A 19,353-nucleotide genomic window follows, 5' to 3' on the forward strand; every position below is an offset into this window, starting at 1 on the left:
GGCATTCCTTGTTTCTTCAGTCACGGAGGACTCCTTCCAAGGCCCTGGCCTTGATCTCCCTAACCGCTTCGTACGGATCGGGGACATTGAAGATGGCGCTACCGGCTACAAGCACGTCGCACCCCCCGGCGACGACCTGGGTCGCGTTATCAGGCCCAATCCCACCGTCGATCTCAACGAGGTAATCGTAACAAAAGGCTTTTTTCCAGCAACACAACAGCCTTGTCTTCTCAAGTGACTCGGGGATGAAAGCCTGTCCTCCGAAACCCGGATTGACCGACATCACCAGGACAAGATCGACAAGCCCCAGGACGGGCCTCAGTGTTTCCATCGATGTTCCGGGATTAAGAGTAACGCCGGGGGAACAACCCAGGTTCCTTATTTCCTGGAGGACACGATGAAGGTGCGGTGTCGCCTCCTGGTGGACAGTGAGGACCGTCGAACCCGCCTTCGCGAAGACCTCCAGGAAGCGTTCCGGTTTTTCGACCATGAGGTGGACATCGATCACCGAATCGGGCCACCGTTTCCGGCAGGCTTCAACGAGGGCTGGACCATAGGACAGGTTGGGGACGAAATGGCCGTCCATGACGTCAAGGTGCAGCCAGCCATACTCCTCCTTCAGAGAATCCACTGAACCGCCAATGTCCAGGGGATTAGCCGAGAGTAGAGATGGGGCAATTATTGGTCTTTCCATGCCCTTTACTGGTAGCGGTCCTGCCACACGAATTCCCCTCCAAGGTAAATAGTCACCGAGGATTGTCCAACATAGGGGGCATCCAGAGAGATATACTCACCCGCCGAGGCCTGTCTGTCGAGAAGAACCCTGGTGCCATTTCCGTCCACGATCTCAATCCTCACCGCCATGGACTGCGCCAGGGGCGGGACCTGGTACCTGATCCTCGCAATCTTGTCACCCGGTGAAGGCGCCTGCGCTACGGGTTCTTTCGGCGTCTCCCGAGTCACCGTCTCGCCCGGGGCGGGCGGGGAAATCGCGATGCTCTCGGTGGGGAAGGTGACCGTCTCCCGTTCCTCTTCCGCGGGAAACGGGGGTGGTGCGGCTGGTTCCTCCGGCTTCTTGCCCGTGGCCACCACAAGGTTGACCACCCCGTCGGGAGGAAGGGTCTTTCCGGGATTAGGGGCCATATTCATGACCATCCCTGCCGGCGTCATATAAGTGTACTCGTACTTTACGGATCCTACTTTTAACCCGCTCTGGACGATAATCTGCCTGGCGATCTTTTCGCTTCTCTCAAGGACATCGGGCACTACGACCTTGCCTCCCGTTCTCGGGGGGCCGAGGCTGACTAAGAGGTCTATTCTCCTGCCGGGCGGGACCATCACCGGCGATGCGGGGCTCTGGGCGACGATGACCCCGGCCGGCCTGCTGTCGCTGTGAGCCTTGACCACATCGCCGACATCAAAGCCCGATTCCTGAAGCCTGGTAACGGCCTGGCCGTACTCCATGCCCCTCACATCGGGAAGAGGTTGCCGGTCACCGCCCTTGCTCACCTTCAAAATCACGATCTTGCCCTTTTTGATCCTGGAACCAGGTTCAGGCCACTGGGATACCACCTCCCCAGCGGGCTGAACGGAGTCCACCTTGTCGATCCTGACCAACAATCCCATCTTCTCCGTCAGGCTGACGGCGTCAACGATGGTAGAACCCACGAGACCGGGAACGGCGACATCCTTCCCTCCGAAAAAAATGGTATAAAAGGCGAAAACGCCGGAGCCAGCTATGACGAGGATCAGTACCAGGAGGGTGATCTTGAACAGTTTTCGCATCTTCGATCCTCCTATGCCCTTTTAGTCAGTACCGCAATGAAGAAACCGTCCAACCACGGCAGCAGCGGTAGGATGTAATTTCCCCACGGCCTTCCCCGGATGAGACAATGATATGTGTTGTGAGGCGGCATTTCAACAATTTGAGGTCGTTCTTCCATGGCTTTCGCAACCACCTGTTCATTCTCCTCCCTGAACAGGCTGCACGTTGAGTAGAGTACAGCGCCTCCCGGAGAAACCATGTCGATTGCCCTGGTCAGCAGTTTTGACTGGAGGACCGCTAGTTCTTTCAGTTTCTCGGGCGAAAATCGCATTTTACCGTCGGGGTGCCTGGCCCATGTTCCGCTCCCCGAACAGGGGGCGTCCAGGATCACCAGTCGCGGGGGAGAAAGTGGCTCCATTTTTAGAGCGTTTCCCGAGCGTAGAACGAAACGCTCACGGGGAATCCCCAGCCTGGCCGAATCTTTAAGGGCAGCGCCTATCCTCGCGACTGAAAGATCCCATCCTTCCAGAAAACTGCGTGGTTCCCTGTCGAGAAACTGAAAGGCCTTTACCCCCCTTCCGGAGCACATATCGAGGACAGGGCCTCCAATATAAATCGAAGACGCCACCAACCCAACGATCATCGAGGATTCAGTCTGGGGGGTGATGGATCCTTCCAGGTAACCTGGAAGAGAGGGTGGATGCCCGCTGGAGGCCATCCTCAAACTATCCCCAAGAAGTGGTGATGGCCAGGTCCGCAGACCGGCTTCCTCCAGGTCGGCCCTTGCCGATGAGAGATCGCTCCAGGTGGACACCCTCAGCGATAGGTAGGTTTTCATTGAGGCGAGCCTCACGATCTCCCTCGCCAGTTCCTTCCCCCACGATGCCGTCCAGAGAGCGCCGATCCGGGCCGATATCCCCGAATAGAGACAGGCATCCCTGAAGGAACGACTCGATCTCATCCTTGCCAAATATTCGGGACCCTCCCGGGCTGCCCTGCGAAGAACGGCGTTCACCATCCCTGGCTCCCTCTCTCGACCTTTATCCTTGACCCATTCCACCAGGGCATTGACCAGGACCCTGGGGGAGAAATGCTTCAATTCGCAGCCACCGGCGATTCCTATAACCAGGGCATCCCCGGCCGAGCGGCTCATCCCTCCCAAGGGCCTCTCGGTCAACTCTCGGGCCATGTGCTTCCAGAGCGCAGCTCTCCTGAGGGCGGCGAAAACCAACAACGTCGCGAGGGTTCTTTCCGTTTCGGGGAGCGTTTCGGTCCTCTTCCTGAGGGCCTCACTGGCAAAATCTCCCGCCGCGACGTCCCTCCAGGCCAGGAGAGAGGCTTCTATGCCCCTGCCTTTCATGGCCCGACCACCTCCGCCTGGATGGGTTCTCCGGCGGACGTAATACTCACGAAGACTTCAGCAGGCATCATGGCCGTACCCCCGAAAAAACGGACCGGCCGGAGCCTCATTTCGGCTCCTGTTATGACGAGGTCCTCTACATTGCTATCGGTGGTAAAATAGAGCTGGACCAATGGGCTAGCCCAGGTGCCAAGGAACCATGCCGCAGCCAGAGACAGCAGGACAGTCCCGAAGGAAAACCAACCGGCGACGACCAGCAGGAGGATAAAAATCACGGAAGAGGCGAGGTTCACCAACACCATGGTTGTACCACACCTGCGGTGAACGGCAAGACGGGTTTCACCAGCCACGAGCCTTTCCCTGGCAAGCTCAGCCGTTTCCAGTATTATCCGAGGGTCCGCCAAACCACTCAGCCCGAAACCATCCTCCCCGGCTCGACCTGTCAGGCCGGAAAGGCCGCATCGTTGCTCCAGGATATTGATCGTTCCGTGTTCCAGGGCATGATTCTTCCTCACCCTTCCGTCCGAAAGGACCTTGTACAGTTCCTTTGGCCCGATCACGAGCCACGCGAGAGACCTCGCGGCAAAACCAAGGGGAACCAGCAGGAAAAGGAACAGGAAAACCGTCAGGACGAGGAATCCCAGCCACGGAATAAAAAACAGGAAGAGCAGCAGCAAAAGCACCAGGGGCATGGGGCGGATCATACTCCTCTCAGCCAAATGAGGCCCTTACAGGGAGTGTTTGTACCAACAAGGGGGGCCCACTCCGCCCCCCCTTATGATACATCATCCCGGAAAAGCCAGGGGCCACGGGCGAGGTTCAGCGATTCCTCATACCTCTAAGCAGGAAAAGCCTTACGAGTTGAAGGGCAGACATGAGGGTAGCGGCGACATAGGTAAGGGCGGCCGCGTTGAGGACGGCCTTTGCTCCACCAATCTCGTCCGTGGCAAGAAGCCCGGAACTGGAGAGAATGGAAAGAGCCCTTCTGCTCGCGTCCAGTTCTACAGGGAAGGTCACGAGATGGAAGAGGAGAACCGCCACAAAGAAGAGTATCCCTACATTCATCATCGTGGGGTTGGCGAAGAGAAACCCTATGAAAAAAAGAGGAAGGGCAAAGGAGGAACCCAGGCTCGCAACCGGGACGAAAGCATTTCTCAACTTCAGGGGAGCATAGCCTCGCGAATCCTGAATAGCGTGCCCGGCTTCGTGGGCCGCAACGCCGATGGCGGCTATGCTCGGGCTTTCGTAAACGTTGTCGGAAAGCCTGAGGACCTTGCTTCTAGGATCGTAATGATCGGTCAGTGCCCCTTGGACCCTTTCGACGGGTACGTTCGTAAGTCCGTTGGAGTCCAGGATGGTCCTTGCCGCGTCTCGGGCCGTCACACCGCGCCTTGCCCTGACCTGGCTGTACCTTCCGAAAGCGCTCTTAATCCGGACCTGCGCCCAGATGGAAAGCACCACCGCTGGGATCAACACCAGGAAGGTTGGATCAAAGAAAAAGGGGAACATCCTATATCACCTCCGCCTTTCTGCAATAGGGAAGACTCCTTCTTTATGTGATTTCAACTGTTATCTTACCCCATCAACGTCGCTAAAATCAAGAATGGTCAGACTATCGTCCGCGGTAGAAATCCGATATGGCCTGAACGACCCGTTCTTGCTCTCCGGGCTCGAGTTCGGGGAAGATCGGCAGCGCCAGGACCTCCTCCGTCAGACTCTCCGAAACGGGCATATCGCCCTTGGCGTAACCAAGGTAGGAAAAGCAGGGCTGTAGGTGAAGCGATAACGGGTAGTAAACGCGGGTCGTGATACCCCTTCCGGCGAGATGTTCTTTTAAAAGATCCCTGGATCGACATCTAAGGATGTACTGGTGGTAAATGTGCCGGTTACCCTTTTCCTCCAGCGGAGGGATCACCCATTCGCCCAGATCGTGCTCAGCGAAGAGTATCCTGTACCTTTCCGCCACGATCCTTCGTTCCTCGTTCCAAGTCTCGAGGTGGCGTAACCTCACCCGCAGGATAGCGGCCTGCAATTCGTCGAGCCTGCTGTTAAGACCGATCTCATCATGGAAGTACTGTTCACCCGATCCGTGAGCTCTCAGGCGGCGAAGCCGCTTGTTCAACCTTTCCGACGAAACGGAAATCATGCCTCCATCGCCGAAACATCCCAGGTTCTTCGTCGGGAAAAAAGAGAAGCAGCCAAGCTCGCCCATCCCTCCTGCCCTTTGGATCTTCCCTTTCACGATCCTGGTCGCCCCGATGGCCTGGGCGCAATCCTCCACAATGCTGATTCCCTGTTCCACCAGCTGGGGGGCAAATTCCTCCACCCTGGCCATTTGGCCGAAAAGATGAACGGGAATCGCCGCCCTCGTCCTAGGCGTGATTTTTCGCAGTACCTCCTGGGGGTCAATGTTGTAGGATTCTGGGTTGATATCGGCAAATACGGGGGTTGCGCCCAACCTCGTGATGCAGCTCGCCGTAGCGAAGAAGCTGAATGGTGTCGTGATGACCTCGTCGCCGGGACCCAAGTCGAGGGCCATCAAGGCTAGGAGGAGAGCATCAGTTCCCGAGGCACACCCCACCGTAAAGGCCACCCCCAAGTAGGCGGCGAGATCCTTTTCCAGGGCTTCTACTTCGGCCCCAAGTATAAAATGCTGCCCTTCAAGGACAACGTTGATTGCGGCCAGGGTTTCATCCCTGACACGATTCCAGTTGCGGGACAGATCGAAGGATGGCAGCGGCGTTTCCTCCATTGGACTCTCCCCCTTTCGAAAAAAGTCTTTCTTTTCAAAATATCCTTTTGGCCTAAATTTACACTTACTATTATCACAATGTCGGGGGAGCGGATGGGAGCTTGCTCAGCTGCGCTTATGGACGGGAGGACCTGTTCAGATCACAGAGAGAGAACTTCAGGTGTTCCCTCATGAGATCCACGGCCCTTTCGCGGTCCTTTTCCCTGAGGGCCTTGGCAATTTCCCTATGTTGGGCGATGCCCGGGTTCTCTTCAAGTTCATAAAAAGGCTCGTAGAAGACCACATAGGCGTTGGTCCTCGCCAGAATATTCTCGACGAACTCGGCCAACACCCTGTTACCGCTGGCCTCGGCGATAATACGGTGAAAATTTTCGTTGATCTCGAGGAAAAGTTCAAGGTTCTTTTCCTGGAAGGCCTTTTCTTCTTCCAAGATCGCGTCATCAAGTCTCCTGAGATTCCTTTCACTGATCCGCGTGGCCGCTATGGCTACCGAAATGCATTCCAGTTGTTCCCTGACTGCGAAGGTATCCTCCATCTCCCTCTGGGTGGGTGAAGCGAGCCTGGCGCCGCTGTTGGGGATTATCAGGACCAGGCCCTCGGAGGCCAGCCTTCGCAGGGCCTCCCTTACCGGGGTGCGGCTTACAGCCAGTTGTACGGCGATATTGACCTCTGGAAGCCTCTGTCCGGGCTTGATCTGCTTCGTGATAATCCTGTGCCTGAGTTCTTGGTAGACATAATCGGCGGAAGTGGTATACAGCCTGGGCTCCATGATCACCTGGATCTCCTCCCTCAAAGGCGAAAAGGTATTACATGAATACATGCATACTATCACAACTTTCACGGACCTTCAATTTTCAGGTTATAATCATCTCGATCCGCGATCGGGGTGTTATGCATGCGATTGGTCGTCCTTTTACTGTCCATCGGGACAATCATCTTGTACGGAAGGGCTATCGCCGCCCTTGGGAGCTATATGATCGGCCAACCCAAGCCTGGCATGTTGTTCATCGGGCTCTTTGGGGGGACTTTTTCGGCTGCCTCGGCGGTGCTGCTTTGGAGAAAGAGAATTAAGGAACTCGATTGGATAAAGGAGAAAGAGGATTAGTGGTCCTGGGAGGCTCGTCTCTAAGCCCGGAGCGCCTCCAGGGCCATGGTAAGTATTCGCTGGCAAGCTTCACGAAGTTGTGGAAAACTATGGCACTGAAGCCTGGCGCAATGCTTGGCCGGGAGGCCGCAGAGAAAACACTTTCTTTCGCCCCCATCGAGGTGGACCCTGTGGATGGCCCCCCTCCTGGAAATGACGTCCACATCGATTACCGAACCCCAAGGCTGGTTCTCGATCCCCATCCCGAGCCTTTTTACCGCCACTGGATCGGCCCCTGCCGCATCCAGGATTCCAGCATAACCCGCCCCGTTATCGAGAAAAAAAAGGGCCGGTGCGCTACTGCTCATGTGGAGTGCTTCCCCGCGTATCAAACCCATGACCCTGGAGACCACTTCCCGATCACCCTTCATTCTTTTTGGCAATCCCGGGATATTCAGTGAGATCTGGACGGCCAATTCCGATCTGCGGAGTATATGTGCCTGAAGAGACGCCCTTTCATCCCTTCCGGCGAGAAGCTGCTTCAGGCCCGTCATGTAAGTGCATTCCAGGCTGAAGCGACGCGCCCGATCGCTTCACGGATCATTACCGTCGATAGCCTGCTCACTGACAGTCTTACTGCCTGGATATCCTCCTCGGGGTAGCTGAAGAGCCTCCCGGGAACAACTCCGACACCCACCCTTTTCGCGGCCTCGGCGGCAAGGTCTCCTGAGATGCCCGGCGTTCCAAGCCACAGGTATATCCCTCCCTGGGGAATTTCGAAGGGCATCCGCGGCAACAACGCGTCGAGGCTCTTACAAAGGGCTCGCATCCGGGAAGCCATGCTGTTCCTAGCCAGGTCGAGGGAAACCTCCAGGCTTCGATCTTCAATGAAGGCATTTATCACATGCTGTACCAGCGAAGAAGTCGAACCCGAGGTCCTCTCCAAGACGGACAGGAACTCCTTCCTTGTCTCCTCGGGCATGAGGACATAGCCTATGCGCATACCGGGAAAGAGGAGTTGACTGAAGGATCCCAGGTAGAGCACTCGGCTTTCCCTGTCAATGGACTTGAGGGCCGGTACGCTGGATTCACCGAACCGCAGTTCCCCGTAAGCATCGTCCTCAATTATCCAGAAACCCATCCTGGAAGCGGCCTCGAGGACATGCTTTCTTTGTTCGGGTGAAAGGGTCCTGCCGGTGGGGTTGTGGAAACTTGGGATCAGGTAAAGCAGTTCCCCGGGGAGAATCCTTGAAAGCGACGCCTGGAATGCCACCGGTTCGACAGGGATCGATGCGATCTGCAGGCCAGCCCCCTGGGCCATGAGCCTGACCTCCGGGTAGGTCAGTTCCTCTATCCAGAGCCTTTTCACCCCTTTCAACGCCATGGCGTGAATATAGACGGAAAGGGCATGGCGTGCTCCGCTGGTTACGACCGCCTCATCCCTTTTCGCCGGTATTCCTCTTGTGGCAGCGTGCTTTACCAGGGCATTTCGCAGGGCAAGGAGGCCTTCGGGCGGAGTGTCGCAAAGAGCCCCCGGGCCACGGGATAAAAGGGCGTCCCTGGCGAGGGCCGCCAGGCGGCCCGAGGGGACCAGGTCCAAGGAAGGCAGGCCCGAAGCCATGTCCCATTTCGGACCATCGTCTTCGAGGTCGTCCGTGTCGTGGGGCCCCTTCCAGGAGACGAAGGCCCCCCTGCGCCCTCTCTGTTCTATATAGCCTTCGTCCTCGAGAAGGTCGTAGGCGAGCACAACGGTGTTCCTGCTCAGGCCTAGGCTGGCCGACAGGCCACGACTGCCGGGCAGGCGGTCGCCTGGAGCGAGGGTGCCGTTTTGAACCATTCTCATTAGATGAGTGGCGATCTGCCGGTAAAGCGGTGCTCGCCCAGTCGGGTCAAGGGGGATCTCTATCAAGGGTTCATCCCCTTTCTTCCTGTCACCGGGTCAATGATACACCAGCGGACCAGCGCTTTCGGAGGGTCCTTTCACAACGGAAGGGATGGATTTTCCCCGTCGCTGCGTTAGTCATGATGCGCAAGGGATTTCGGGTCGGACGCCCCACGAAGGGTTAGGTCGATTGCGGCGTCAGTGGGACCTCCGGAAACCTCGTAAATGCTCAATGACCTTTTTACCCTTTTTGGAATGGAGGTAATTCCAGGTGCAATCCGGGACCATTTTCCTCAGGATCTCCCAATCCTCGCTTTTCAGCAAGGACCTCACTGCCGAGGCGGAAACGACCATTCCATCGTCGGTCTCGAGCCGGGAAACCACCTGGAGTTCGACGCCACGAAGGGGGAGGATTTCTTTCATGGCCTCGTTGTAGGCGTTTGTTACGGGACAGTACGGTTCGGTCCCGACGAACCTCACATCGATCCCAAGGCCGGGAACGAAAAGGTTTCCGAAAAGGGTGACGTCCAGCCGGGCCTGGATTGAGGCGATGTCGACCATCAAAGCGTCCTTGAGGAAATAGGAGGGGAAAGTCGCGGGCGATACGGCGTATTCCCCGCTTTTGACGACGGTAACGTTTTCCAGGTGCGAAGTGCCGCATTTGACGAGTTCAAAACGGTCCTTGAAGGGGAAGGACGAGAGGTCAGCCTCGACGACGATAACGTAGAGATGAACCGAAAGCGACGCTGCCTTTTTGATAAGGTACAGGTGCCCCAGCGTGAAGGGGTTGCAATTGACCACGATCCCGCCGGTTTTTCCTGTGGTTTGCTCCTCTTGACGGCAGGAGGCCAGGTACTCCCTGAACTGGTCGATCCCGGGGCTTCCCATCTCGAGCAGCGCTGCATGGGGTTCATACCTCGCAATTTCCCTGAAGCCGAAACGAATAAAGGGGTCGATCGCGTCGGGCTTGGTGAAGACAAAAAAGTGGGTCATGCCCTGGGCACGCCCCCACTCCACCAACCTGGACACGATGGACCCCGAGAGACCATACTCCTGCCAATCGGGATCGATGGCCATCATCTTTATGACATTCCCGCTCAGGCTACCCGTTCCGACGAGCTTGCCGCTGGCTTCCTCGAGGAAAACAGTAACTTCTGGCTTCTCTTCGAAGGCCAGCCCGAAGCGTTCGAGAAAGCTTTCAAGCAAGGCCTTTTCTTCCCGGGAGGGTTTTTCAACAATCCTTATCGATACATTGAACAAGATCGCTCCCCTCCGGATGTGGCGAAAACATGGCTTCAGTTTTTTCGTAGTTCCCTCTTGAGAATTTTGCCTATGCTGGACCTCGGCATTTCGTCTATGAACTCCACGATCCTCGGTATCTTATAGTGGGCCATGTGCTCCCTGGAGAAGGATATGACATCCCTGGCGGTAATCTTCGGTTCGCCCGAAGGAGTGATATAGGCTTTCACTATCTCACCGCTGACTGGGTGTTCCATGCCTACGACGGCGCATTCCCTGACGCCCGGCATCTGCTGGAGAACGCTCTCTATCTCCGTAGGGTAGACGTTGAAACCGCCCACGATGATGATATCGGTCACCCTGTCCAGGATTGTCAGGTACCCCTCTTCATCTATCCTGACCACATCCCCAGTGTTGAACCAGTCATCCTTGATCTTCTCCCTGGTCAATTCCGGCGCTTTGAAATAACCTTTGAAAACGGAGGGTCCCTTCACCCAGAGCGTGCCATCCGAGCCCGAAGGAAGCAACTCGCCCTCGGTGTTTCTCACCTCAACTTCATAGCCTTCAAGGACAGTCCCAACGGTGCCCAGCTTTCTCAGGGCCACGCTCTCATTGATGGAAATCACCGGCGATGTCTCGGTAAGACCGTACCCCTCAAGGACGGAAACACCAAGCAGTTGCTTGGTCCTCGCGTCAAGCCTCGCCGGGAATCGGTCACCGCCGGTCACCAGCAGCCTAAGCGAGGAAGGGGGTTCGATCCCCCGGGCGATGGCGCCGAGCAGAAGGGCAACCATGGTTGGAACGGCTATCATTACGGTGACCTCGGCCGCCTTGATACACTCGAGGGCGCTCTCCGGGGGCATGAAGGTGGGCATTATGGCCTGGGGGTAGCCTCCGAGCAGCGGAAGAAGTCCACTAGTGGTAAAACCAAGGGTATGAAAGTTGGGGAGAACATTGATGAAAATATCGTCACTCTCGAGGTCTTTGAAATGAATTATGGACTTTGCCACGTTATCGTGGAGGTTGGAATGGGTGACGGGCACTCCCTTGGGCAACCCCGTGGTGCCCGAGGTGTAGAAGAGAACAGCAATCTCGGGATCAGAAAGTTCGCAGGGTCTCGACTGGAAGGAAGGCAGGGGGCCGTCCAGCGGTACTCCAACGGTGGGTAGGCCTGAAGTGGCAAGCCCCTGGATGATCTGGTCCATACCCTGGGGAACGAAAACGGCGGATACATCGGAGTGGGCGAGAGTTTCCATCGTTGGCGCTAACCCAGCCTGCAGGTTCAAGGGGGTCAGAGTTCCTCCGGCCCTCCAAGCAGCGATCATCAAAGCGAGAAAGGCCGGGCAGTTGGGCATAAGCACAGCTATCCTGTTGCCTTCCTTAAATCCGCTCTCCTTAAACCTCGCCTCGTACTGGGAGGCGAGATCGGCCAAGACCTTCCGGGACCACCAGGTCCCCCGCCACCATACAGCACGCTCTCCGTTGGACTTGTTGCACTGGGATAGGATTTTTTCCTCGAGCCTGACATTCACGCCATTGTCCCTCCGAAAAAAGGATGGTTGGGAACCCCGCCGATAATGTCACCGCTCGGCGACAACCCCATTGTACTCCCCGGAGCGCGAAAGTTCAGGAAGCAACGCCGGCGGGCAACAATCTTTCCTCCGCCGGAGGGCCATCGCCTCCCAGTCGCAGGTCCCCCAAAATCGGAATATATGCTAGTGTATCATACTGTCATATATTCCGAACATGCGACGAAATGAAGGAGGTCTTCCCATGACGGTCCCTTGGGTTTACATTGGCGATCTTCCCAGGCATGAGGGTGAGGAGGTCCGGCTCAAATGCTGGATGTACAACAAGAGAAGTTCCGGTAAAATTCATTTCCTGCAGCTTCGCGACGGCACGGGATTCATCCAAGGGGTGGTCGTAAAGGGCGAAGTGCCCGAAGACCAGTTCCTGTCGATGCGCAGCCTATGGCTCGAGGCTTCCCTCGAGGTGACGGGCAAGGTCCGGAAGGACGAAAGGGCGCCTTCCGGATTCGAAATGAATGTTACCGGGGTCACGATACTGCAAAATCCAACGGAAGAATACCCCCTTGGGAAGAAGGACCACGGGATCGACTTCCTTCTCGATAACCGGCACCTTTGGCTTCGGAGCGCCAGCCAGCTTGCCGTGATGAAGATCCGGGAAAGGGTGATCTGGTCGGCGAGGGAGTACCTTCATAACCACGGTTACCTTCTCATAGACAGCCCGATCCTCACCGGCGCCATAGGCGAGGGTGCCTCAAGCCTCTTCGAGGTCCCCTACTTTGATCTGGGCAAAGCCTACCTCGCCCAGACAGGGCAGCTTTACGCCGAGGCGGCCGCGGCCGCCTTCGGCAAGGTGTACACCTTCGGCCCCACTTTCCGAGCCGAGAAATCCAAGACCAGGAGGCATCTCACTGAATTCTGGATGATAGAGCCTGAGGTGGCCTTTTACGACCACGTGGACAACATGGTCCTCCAGGAGAATCTCGTCTCTTATATCGTAGGGAAGGTCCTGGAACACTGCCCGGAGGAACTGGCTCTTATCGGAAGAGATACGGCCCCCCTGGAACGGGTGAAACCGCCCTTCCACCATATCACTTACGACGACGCGGTCACAATGCTCCAGAAGCTCGGCTGCTCAATAAAGTACGGCACGGACTTTGGGGGTGAGGATGAGACCGTACTCACCCAACAGTTCGACAAGCCCCTTTTCGTGGAGTGCTACCCCAAAAAGGTCAAGGCCTTCTACATGAAACAGCATCCCGAAAGGGAGGACCTGGTCCTCTGCAACGACCTCCTCGCGCCGGAGGGTTACGGGGAGATCATTGGCGGTTCTCAGAGGGAGGACTCGCTGGATCTTCTCCTGGCACGCATAAGGGAAGAGAAACTTCCGGAGGACTCCTACGGCTGGTACCTGGACCTGAGGAGGTTCGGAACTTTCATCCACAGCGGTTTCGGCATGGGAATCGAGAGGGTTGTGGCATGGGTCTGCGGCCTTTCCCATATACGGGAGACTATACCCTTCCCGAGAACCATATACCGCCTGAACCCGTGAAGATAAAAAACCGGTGCCGCCTGGCTGGGGGCGGCATCGGTCAATGAAGGCGCAGAGGGGCGTTAAAAGCTTCGACTAGAGGAACACCCCGCGGAGTCTTGCCGCTTCAGCCACCCTGGAAATGGCGGCCATGAAGGCGGCACGGCGCATCTTCACATTATGCTCCTGGCTGAAGTCCCAGACCCTCTTGAAGTTGCCCTTCATGATATGGAGAAGCCTCGAGTTATACTCCTCGCGGGTCCAGAAGAACCCACCGAGGTTCTGCGCCCATTCGAAGTAGGATCCGATGACCCCGCCGGAGTTGGCCAGGAAGTCGGGAACGATCAGTATCCCCTTGTCATCGAGGACCGCGTCTGCGTCGGGAGTGATGGGCCCGTTAGCGGCTTCAACAATGTACTTGACTTTGACCTTGTCGGCGTTGTTCTTGTTGACCACGCCCTCCAGGGCGGCGGGGATCAGGATGTCCGCCGCGAGCAAAAGAAGTTCGTCGGCGGGAATCTTCTCGAGCCCGGGCTGCTCAAAACCCTCGAGAAGCTTTTTGGGATGTCCCGAGGCGTGCTGCTGGGCTTTCTTGATGTCAATGCCCTTCGAGCAGTAGTAGGCGCCGGTGATATCGCTGATGCCAACCACCGTGGCACCAGCGTTGATGAGCGTCAGGGCGGCGTGGGTGCCGACGTTGCCAAACCCCTGGATGACGAAGGTCGTATCCTTTGGGTCTTTCTTGATGGCCTCGAGGAACTCAAGGGCGCAGGTGGCAACTCCAAGGCCGGTCGCCTCGGTACGGCCCTCGGAGCCCCACAGGCCCACGGGTTTCCCGGTAAAGAGGGCAGGTTCCACTTTGCCTCTAATCTTGCTGATCGTATCCAAGAACCAAATCATCTCTTGGCCGCCGGTGTTAACATCCGGCCCGGGAGCGTCGATCCAGGTTCCGATCAGGGGCTCTATCCTGGCGGCATAGGTCCTTGAAAGGCGTTCCTTTTCGCCCTTTGACATCTGGAGGGGGTCGCACTCGACGCCACCCTTTCCGCCTCCGTAGGGTATGCCGGCAAGGGAGCACTTCCAGGTCATGAGCATTCCCAGGGCTTCACATTCATCGAGGGACACATCGGGGTGGAACCTGGTGCCGCCCTTGGCCGGACCGATGGCCGTGGAATGCTGGATACGATAACCGTTGAAAACCTTGGTGGACCCGTCGTCCATCACGATGGGGACCGAAACGGACAGTTTCCGCTCGGAGTTGCCCAGTATCTCGATCAGGCTGTCCTCAAGCCCCAGTTCCTCTGCCGCACCATAAAAGTTTTTTAAAGCGATGTCAAGAAGCACGTTCTCTGAAGTCCTCTTACCCATTCAAACCGCACCTCCGGATTCATTGATGACCCGGGTGCTCCGGGCCTTCAAAACTGGAAACTTTGTCCACTGCGTTGCGCTGATTATTCCTTCCCTGGAGCCTTCTTTCATGCAATCTAATATATGTGAAACAAATCTCTTGTCAAGAGGCTGGTATTATGTATACTCCATATTATTCCGACCAGGATCTGCCCTTTTTTTTACAATTTTTTACAAAAAAAACAGGGCGAGGGGAAAATCCCTCGCCCTGTTCTGGATATTTTGTTTCTTCAACGAAAACCCTCCGCGGTGGTCCTTGGAAAACTTTGTCTCAAAATGCCGGAGGAGGGTCCGGAACCAGCGCTGGAAGCTTCAGCAGGCTCCCCTTTGAATACCGAGGACCGTCATGACCTCGATATTCGCGGACCAGAGAAAGCCGGTCTGCTCAACCCTTACGAGGTCGTCGGCAAACCTCATTTCCTCGGGAATCCACAGGGTGATGCCCTCTCCGGAAAGCATTATGTAATCATCATCCACGGGAGGTTTGCCACTCTCGACGAGAGCCGCGTTGCGCGCGGCTCACCCCCCTCCCAGGCGCCTTACGATCACGTACCCCTCGTTGCCCATAGTTTCTAACTTGGCCTTGGCCTTGCTGCTGATCTCGAGTTTCAGTTTACCCTCGCTCATACCCAATCCCCCCATGGAGTTTCTTTCTCCAAAACAGTGCGCTCATTATACCCCACGACCGTATAAACGCCAACCCTTTCCGGAGAGGACTCCCATGAAATCGGCTGGGGGGATCGCGAGATACTTCTTCCCCGAGAGGTGGCCCAGGGCGGCGGAGAGATTCCTGAACTCCAGGCTCCTGGAGTGGAGCATCGGCCTTTGGACTCCGAGGAGCCTCCATTCAGCGTTCGCTTTCCGGTCGCCGTACTTGATGTCACCGATCAATGGATGACCTATAGAAGCGAGGTGAACCCTCGCCTGGTGAGGCCGGCCGGTGAGCAGTTCCACCAGCAGCAGCGAAATCGACGAGTCGCCACTTATCTTCCTGAACCTGGTCAGGGCCTTCCTCCCCCTGGAGGCGTCGATGCCTACTATGTTGTCCTCTCCGGACTTAAGAAGGGGTGAATCCACCTCACCATCCTCAGGAGTTTCGCCGATGACCAGCGCAAGATAGGCCTTTTGGACATTTTCCTTCCGCCACGCCTCGTGGAGCATCCTCAGGACCACACCGTTAAGGGCGAGTGCCATGGCTCCCGAGGTATTCCTGTCAAGCCTGTGCACCGGGGTGGGGAAGAAAGAGGTGTCCTTCCAGCCAAGAGTCGTCATGACCCTGGAGATAACGCTTTCTCCACCCTTGAGATCCGGCTGAGAAAGCAGGTTCCAAGGTTTATTCACAATACAGATATCGTTATCGGCATAGATGATATCGATCGTCGAGCTGGAGCCTCGGAGCCTTGAAAGGAAAGGTTTTGGGGTCTCGACCACGGCGTCATCCCAGGGTACCGTTACGGAGTTTCCCTCGACAACCCTGGATGAGCATTCCACCCGACGGCCGTCAACCCTGACCAATCCCTTCCGGAAAGCGCGCATCATGGCGGCCAGGGGCAAATCAGGCCATTTTTTTCTAATTATCTTGTCCAACCTTCTTCCATCGTCATGCCCTGAGACTTTGAAAACCTGTCCCATCGCGGTCACTCCTCTACGTTCCGTGTGTCGGGCCTCCAAAACCTCCGGCCGGCGGGTGGGAGGAAGTCCGAGATGGAGGCCTCCCTGTTGCCGCTCTCCGGGAAGGATCCCCAACAGTACATGAGAAAGTCGAGTTCATCCGCCGATGATACGACCAAGGCCTCGGGGGTGGCGGGAAGCACCGGTGAACCGTACTCCTTGCGACCGTGATGGCTCACCAGGATATGCCCGATAGTGGTCACGAGCGCCTCGTCGAGGCCGTACTCCCTGGCCAGAAGTGAAAACCGGTTGAAACCCAGGGCGATATGGTCGATGACCGTACCGGGGACGGTCATCGAAGGAAAGGGGTCCAGCTTATAGGAATCTATCTTTCCGATATCGTGCAAAAGCCCCCCGGCGGTCACGACGTCCAGGTCCATCTCTACACCGGAAGCGATATAGGATTGGGCAAGCGCACGGGCGCCTCTCGTCACGGCAAGGGTGTGCTCGAGGAGCCCGTGGACATAGGCGTGATGCAGGGTTACGGCCGCCGGGGCTTCCCGAAACCTCCTCCATAGGTCTCCCTTGAAGACGCTTTCCAAGAAATCCCTTATCACGGGGCGGCAGCTTCCGACCAGCACCCTGAACTCGCCCTCCAATTGCTCAACTGGAATCGGCGACGACTGGATGAAACCGCTGAGGGGGAATTTTTCAGGGTCAAGAAGGAATAACTCCGAAAACTGGTATTGCTGCTTCCCCCTGAATTCCGACACGGTGCCAACGGCCCCGATGGACGCGTTGAGAAAAACACCGGGCATCTCCGGTGAGCCCGGTTCCACCGGTGACCTTTCTCCCGACCTGGCATCCCACCATTTTCCATCGGACCATACTTTCGCTTCGATGGTCCCCTCAGAATCCACCAGGACTACTTCCCAGAAGGGTCTTTTATTCTTGTCAAATCTCGGTTTGATCTGTTGAAGCACGCCGAGGACCTTGAAACGATCGCCGGCAGCAAGTACCTTCAGCTGGGATGTGGTCGAGTTCATCATATCGGACAAGAAGATCCCTCCGTTCGAAGTCTTCACTTGCGCCGCCGCCGAGGCGACGACGCCCCTACGGGCAACCTTAGCCTCAGGAAATCAGGCGCCATATTTTGAAAGCCTCCGGGCATGGGCCAGCATCAGCCCCATGAGTTTGTGGGCTGGTATGACCCCAAGGCTTCCCCTCGCGCAGCTCCTCTCACCGAAAGAGGCGGACCCGTCGGGTCTTACATAGTTGCTCGCCAGCAGGATGGGCGACGGATGCCAGGAGTGGGACGCCATGACGCTCGGTGTGCTGTGGTCGCCGGTCACAACGAGAACGTCAGGAGCCAATTCGATGATCTGGGGCAAAAGATTATCGACTTTTTCTATGACCTCACATTTGGCGTCGAAATCTCCGTCCTCGCCGCGGCTGTCGGCGTATTTTACATGAACGTAAAAAAAATCGAAAGCCGTCCAGTTCGTCACTAAAGTCTGAAAAAGGCTTTCCACGGTCTTTCCCGCCGGCAGGATTTCCATTCCCACGATTCTCGCGAGTCCCTTGTACATGGGGTAGGTAGCGACCGCAGCAGGTCGGAATCGGTAAAGATCCGGCATAAGGGGGATATCGAGCGCGCTCGATAGGCCTCTCAGAAGGCAGCCATTGGCTTTTGGCTCGTCGAAAAGTACATCCCTGACCTTTCGGATGAGGTTGTTTACCAGGCGGGCCGTCCTTTCCGCAGAGCGTTCCAACGGTTCACTCCAAACCATGGGCTGACCTTCGATCTGGGGATCAGCGTCGGATACTTTGTCGCAAAGACCCTCTCCCGAAAAGACCACGGCAAAACGGTGCTCGATGCCGGGGTAAAACCTGACCCCGAATCCGTCGATCTCCCTGATTTTCTCTGCCAGTTTCCCGATGATCCTGGCGCTCGAGATCGTATCGATCCGGCCGGCCCTTCGGTCAATGACGAGGTCGCCTTCACCCCAGGTGCACAGGTTTCCCCTGGCGCATATCTCTCCGGCGCTGACTTCGGCCCCCACGCCCAGGGCCTCCAGTATCCCCCTGCCGATCTGGAACCTCAACGGATCGTAACCGAAAAGGCCAAGGTGGCCGGGACCGCTTCCCGGAGTGATCCCCCTGTCAACCATCTCGAGGAGTCCCGTCTCCGAACGGGAAGCCAAGGCATCCAGGTTGGGTGTGGCAGCGGCCTCGAGTTCCGTTTGTCCCCCGACCCCCGGCAGTCCCCCCAGTCCATCCATTACGAGCAGTACCATTTTTGTCCGATTCTCCACCGACAAATCTTTCAAGACCTCGAGCCTGTCCCGCAAATTTATTCCTCCCCCCTGTTGAAACCTCGTCATGTACACGAGGTTCTCCTTGCCTTTTCGCCGACCTTGCCCGAATAATATAATAAGCTATTAGGCTCTTTCTTTTCTCCGCCCTTTTGCCTCACCATACTGGCGGTCCGCTCGAAGGGGGGGGTGAGCACGATGATCAGGAAGTACACGGGCGCGATCGTTGTCCTTTTGTTTCTCGCCGCTTCCGTCATTCCGGGCGAGGCGGCCCTTGATCCAGAGTCCGTGGAGAGGGTCTGGCGTGAACTGACCTCCACGGCGTCCCTCGCGGATGCCGGCCCGGTGAACATCGAGGACAGGGAGGAACCCAACGCATGGGTTTCCTTCACAAGGGATAAATATTCTGTTCATGCGACGACGGGACTCCTAGAGACACTCCGGTCCACCGACGAGTTAGCCGGGGTCCTGGCCCACGAGATAGGCCACATTAAACTGGGCCACTATGACGATACCATGAAAAGAAATCTCCTCTGGATGCTGCTTTCCAAGGCTTTGGGTGATAAAAAACTCGGCGGCTTCGATGTGATCGGCACCGGGGTGGTACTCGCCGAGGCTGGTTTCAGCAGGGAACAGGAAATCGCGGCCGATGATTACGGGGTGGCACTGGCGGCGAAGGCTGGTTACAACCCCTGGGGTCTTTTCGAAGCCCTTCAAGGTATGGCGAAGGCTGGATTCAAGACAACGCCGAGCGGTTTCAATTCTCATCCCCCAACCGAACGACGCCTGGCCCATATCAGGGAAACCACTGAAAGGATAAGCAGGGGGAAACTGATGATCCGGGAATAATGATATACAATAGCGACAGAATTTGTATAGCA

Annotated in this window: 19 protein-coding genes; 3 read left to right on the forward strand and 16 right to left on the reverse strand. The window is 56.7% G+C overall.

Annotated features, from left to right (window positions below; translation table 11 throughout):
* Positions 1 to 16 precede the first annotated feature (16 nt).
* The 7 genes from rpe to GX108_00205 form a co-directional block, all read right to left on the reverse strand.
* Positions 17 to 694 (reverse strand): ribulose-phosphate 3-epimerase, encoded by a 678-nt coding sequence (gene rpe, locus GX108_00175; protein ID NLO55463.1) that lies wholly within the window; start codon positions 692 to 694, stop codon positions 17 to 19.
* A gap of 5 nt (positions 695 to 699) precedes the next feature.
* Positions 700 to 1,785 (reverse strand): PASTA domain-containing protein, encoded by a 1,086-nt coding sequence (locus GX108_00180; GenBank protein NLO55464.1) that lies wholly within the window; start codon positions 1,783 to 1,785, stop codon positions 700 to 702.
* An 11-nt stretch (positions 1,786 to 1,796) separates the two neighbouring features.
* Positions 1,797 to 3,125 carry an RNA methyltransferase gene (locus GX108_00185; protein ID NLO55465.1) on the reverse strand — a complete coding sequence of 443 codons (1,329 nt, stop codon included), beginning with the start codon at positions 3,123 to 3,125 and terminating at the stop codon, positions 1,797 to 1,799.
* Positions 3,122 to 3,817, reverse strand: coding sequence for a hypothetical protein (locus GX108_00190; protein NLO55466.1), 696 nt, complete (start codon positions 3,815 to 3,817; stop codon positions 3,122 to 3,124). Before GX108_00190 ends, GX108_00185 begins: the two co-directional genes overlap by 4 nt.
* A 127-nt stretch (positions 3,818 to 3,944) precedes the next feature.
* Positions 3,945 to 4,634 carry a zinc metallopeptidase gene (locus tag GX108_00195; GenBank protein NLO55467.1) on the reverse strand — a complete coding sequence of 230 codons (690 nt, stop codon included), beginning with the start codon at positions 4,632 to 4,634 and terminating at the stop codon, positions 3,945 to 3,947.
* A gap of 103 nt (positions 4,635 to 4,737) precedes the next feature.
* The gene (locus tag GX108_00200; protein ID NLO55468.1) at positions 4,738 to 5,877 is read right to left on the reverse strand and encodes a DegT/DnrJ/EryC1/StrS family aminotransferase; all 1,140 of its coding nucleotides are present in this window, start codon (positions 5,875 to 5,877) and stop codon (positions 4,738 to 4,740) included.
* Between the two features lie 115 nt (positions 5,878 to 5,992).
* Positions 5,993 to 6,646: a GntR family transcriptional regulator gene (locus GX108_00205; GenBank protein ID NLO55469.1), complete on the reverse strand. Its 654-nt coding sequence runs from the start codon at positions 6,644 to 6,646 to the stop codon at positions 5,993 to 5,995.
* 126 nt (positions 6,647 to 6,772) lie between these two features.
* On the opposite strand from GX108_00205, the gene GX108_00210 reads away from it, so the two are divergent.
* Positions 6,773 to 6,982, forward strand: coding sequence for a hypothetical protein (locus GX108_00210; GenBank protein ID NLO55470.1), 210 nt, complete (start codon positions 6,773 to 6,775; stop codon positions 6,980 to 6,982).
* A gap of 20 nt (positions 6,983 to 7,002) precedes the next feature.
* Here GX108_00210 and GX108_00215 read toward each other — a convergent pair whose 3' ends face one another.
* The 4 genes from GX108_00215 to GX108_00230 form a co-directional block, all read right to left on the reverse strand.
* On the reverse strand, positions 7,003 to 7,515 hold the full coding sequence (locus GX108_00215; protein ID NLO55471.1) for a hypothetical protein: 513 nt from the start codon (positions 7,513 to 7,515) through the stop codon (positions 7,003 to 7,005).
* Positions 7,512 to 8,870 carry a PLP-dependent aminotransferase family protein gene (locus tag GX108_00220; protein ID NLO55472.1) on the reverse strand — a complete coding sequence of 453 codons (1,359 nt, stop codon included), beginning with the start codon at positions 8,868 to 8,870 and terminating at the stop codon, positions 7,512 to 7,514. Before GX108_00220 ends, GX108_00215 begins: the two co-directional genes overlap by 4 nt.
* 171 nt (positions 8,871 to 9,041) lie before the next feature.
* Positions 9,042 to 10,103, reverse strand: coding sequence for a [citrate (pro-3S)-lyase] ligase (citC, locus tag GX108_00225; protein NLO55473.1), 1,062 nt, complete (start codon positions 10,101 to 10,103; stop codon positions 9,042 to 9,044).
* A 35-nt stretch (positions 10,104 to 10,138) separates the two neighbouring features.
* Positions 10,139 to 11,614: a long-chain fatty acid--CoA ligase gene (locus GX108_00230; protein ID NLO55474.1), complete on the reverse strand. Its 1,476-nt coding sequence runs from the start codon at positions 11,612 to 11,614 to the stop codon at positions 10,139 to 10,141.
* A gap of 241 nt (positions 11,615 to 11,855) precedes the next feature.
* Between GX108_00230 and asnS the strand changes: the two genes are divergently transcribed.
* Positions 11,856 to 13,160, forward strand: coding sequence for an asparagine--tRNA ligase (gene asnS, locus GX108_00235; protein ID NLO55475.1), 1,305 nt, complete (start codon positions 11,856 to 11,858; stop codon positions 13,158 to 13,160).
* 75 nt (positions 13,161 to 13,235) lie between these two features.
* On the opposite strand, the gene GX108_00240 is transcribed toward asnS, so the two are convergent.
* From GX108_00240 to GX108_00260, 5 genes are all read right to left on the reverse strand, one after another.
* Entirely contained in the window at positions 13,236 to 14,507 is a 1,272-nt protein-coding gene (locus tag GX108_00240; protein ID NLO55476.1) for a Glu/Leu/Phe/Val dehydrogenase, read from the reverse strand.
* Between the two features lie 351 nt (positions 14,508 to 14,858).
* Positions 14,859 to 15,023, reverse strand: coding sequence for a hypothetical protein (locus GX108_00245; protein NLO55477.1), 165 nt, complete (start codon positions 15,021 to 15,023; stop codon positions 14,859 to 14,861).
* 195 nt (positions 15,024 to 15,218) lie between these two features.
* On the reverse strand, positions 15,219 to 16,178 hold the full coding sequence (locus tag GX108_00250; GenBank protein NLO55478.1) for an RluA family pseudouridine synthase: 960 nt from the start codon (positions 16,176 to 16,178) through the stop codon (positions 15,219 to 15,221).
* A gap of 5 nt (positions 16,179 to 16,183) precedes the next feature.
* On the reverse strand, positions 16,184 to 17,206 hold the full coding sequence (locus tag GX108_00255; GenBank protein ID NLO55479.1) for an HD domain-containing protein: 1,023 nt from the start codon (positions 17,204 to 17,206) through the stop codon (positions 16,184 to 16,186).
* A gap of 90 nt (positions 17,207 to 17,296) precedes the next feature.
* A complete protein-coding gene (locus tag GX108_00260) occupies positions 17,297 to 18,541 on the reverse strand; it encodes a 2,3-bisphosphoglycerate-independent phosphoglycerate mutase (GenBank protein ID NLO55480.1) in 1,245 nt (414 codons plus the stop codon).
* A 129-nt stretch (positions 18,542 to 18,670) separates the two neighbouring features.
* Between GX108_00260 and GX108_00265 the strand changes: the two genes are divergently transcribed.
* Positions 18,671 to 19,321: a M48 family metalloprotease gene (locus tag GX108_00265; protein NLO55481.1), complete on the forward strand. Its 651-nt coding sequence runs from the start codon at positions 18,671 to 18,673 to the stop codon at positions 19,319 to 19,321.
* Positions 19,322 to 19,353 lie beyond the last annotated feature (32 nt).

Source organism: Thermovirga sp., assembly GCA_012523215.1.
Lineage (GTDB): Bacteria > Synergistota > Synergistia > Synergistales > Thermovirgaceae > 58-81.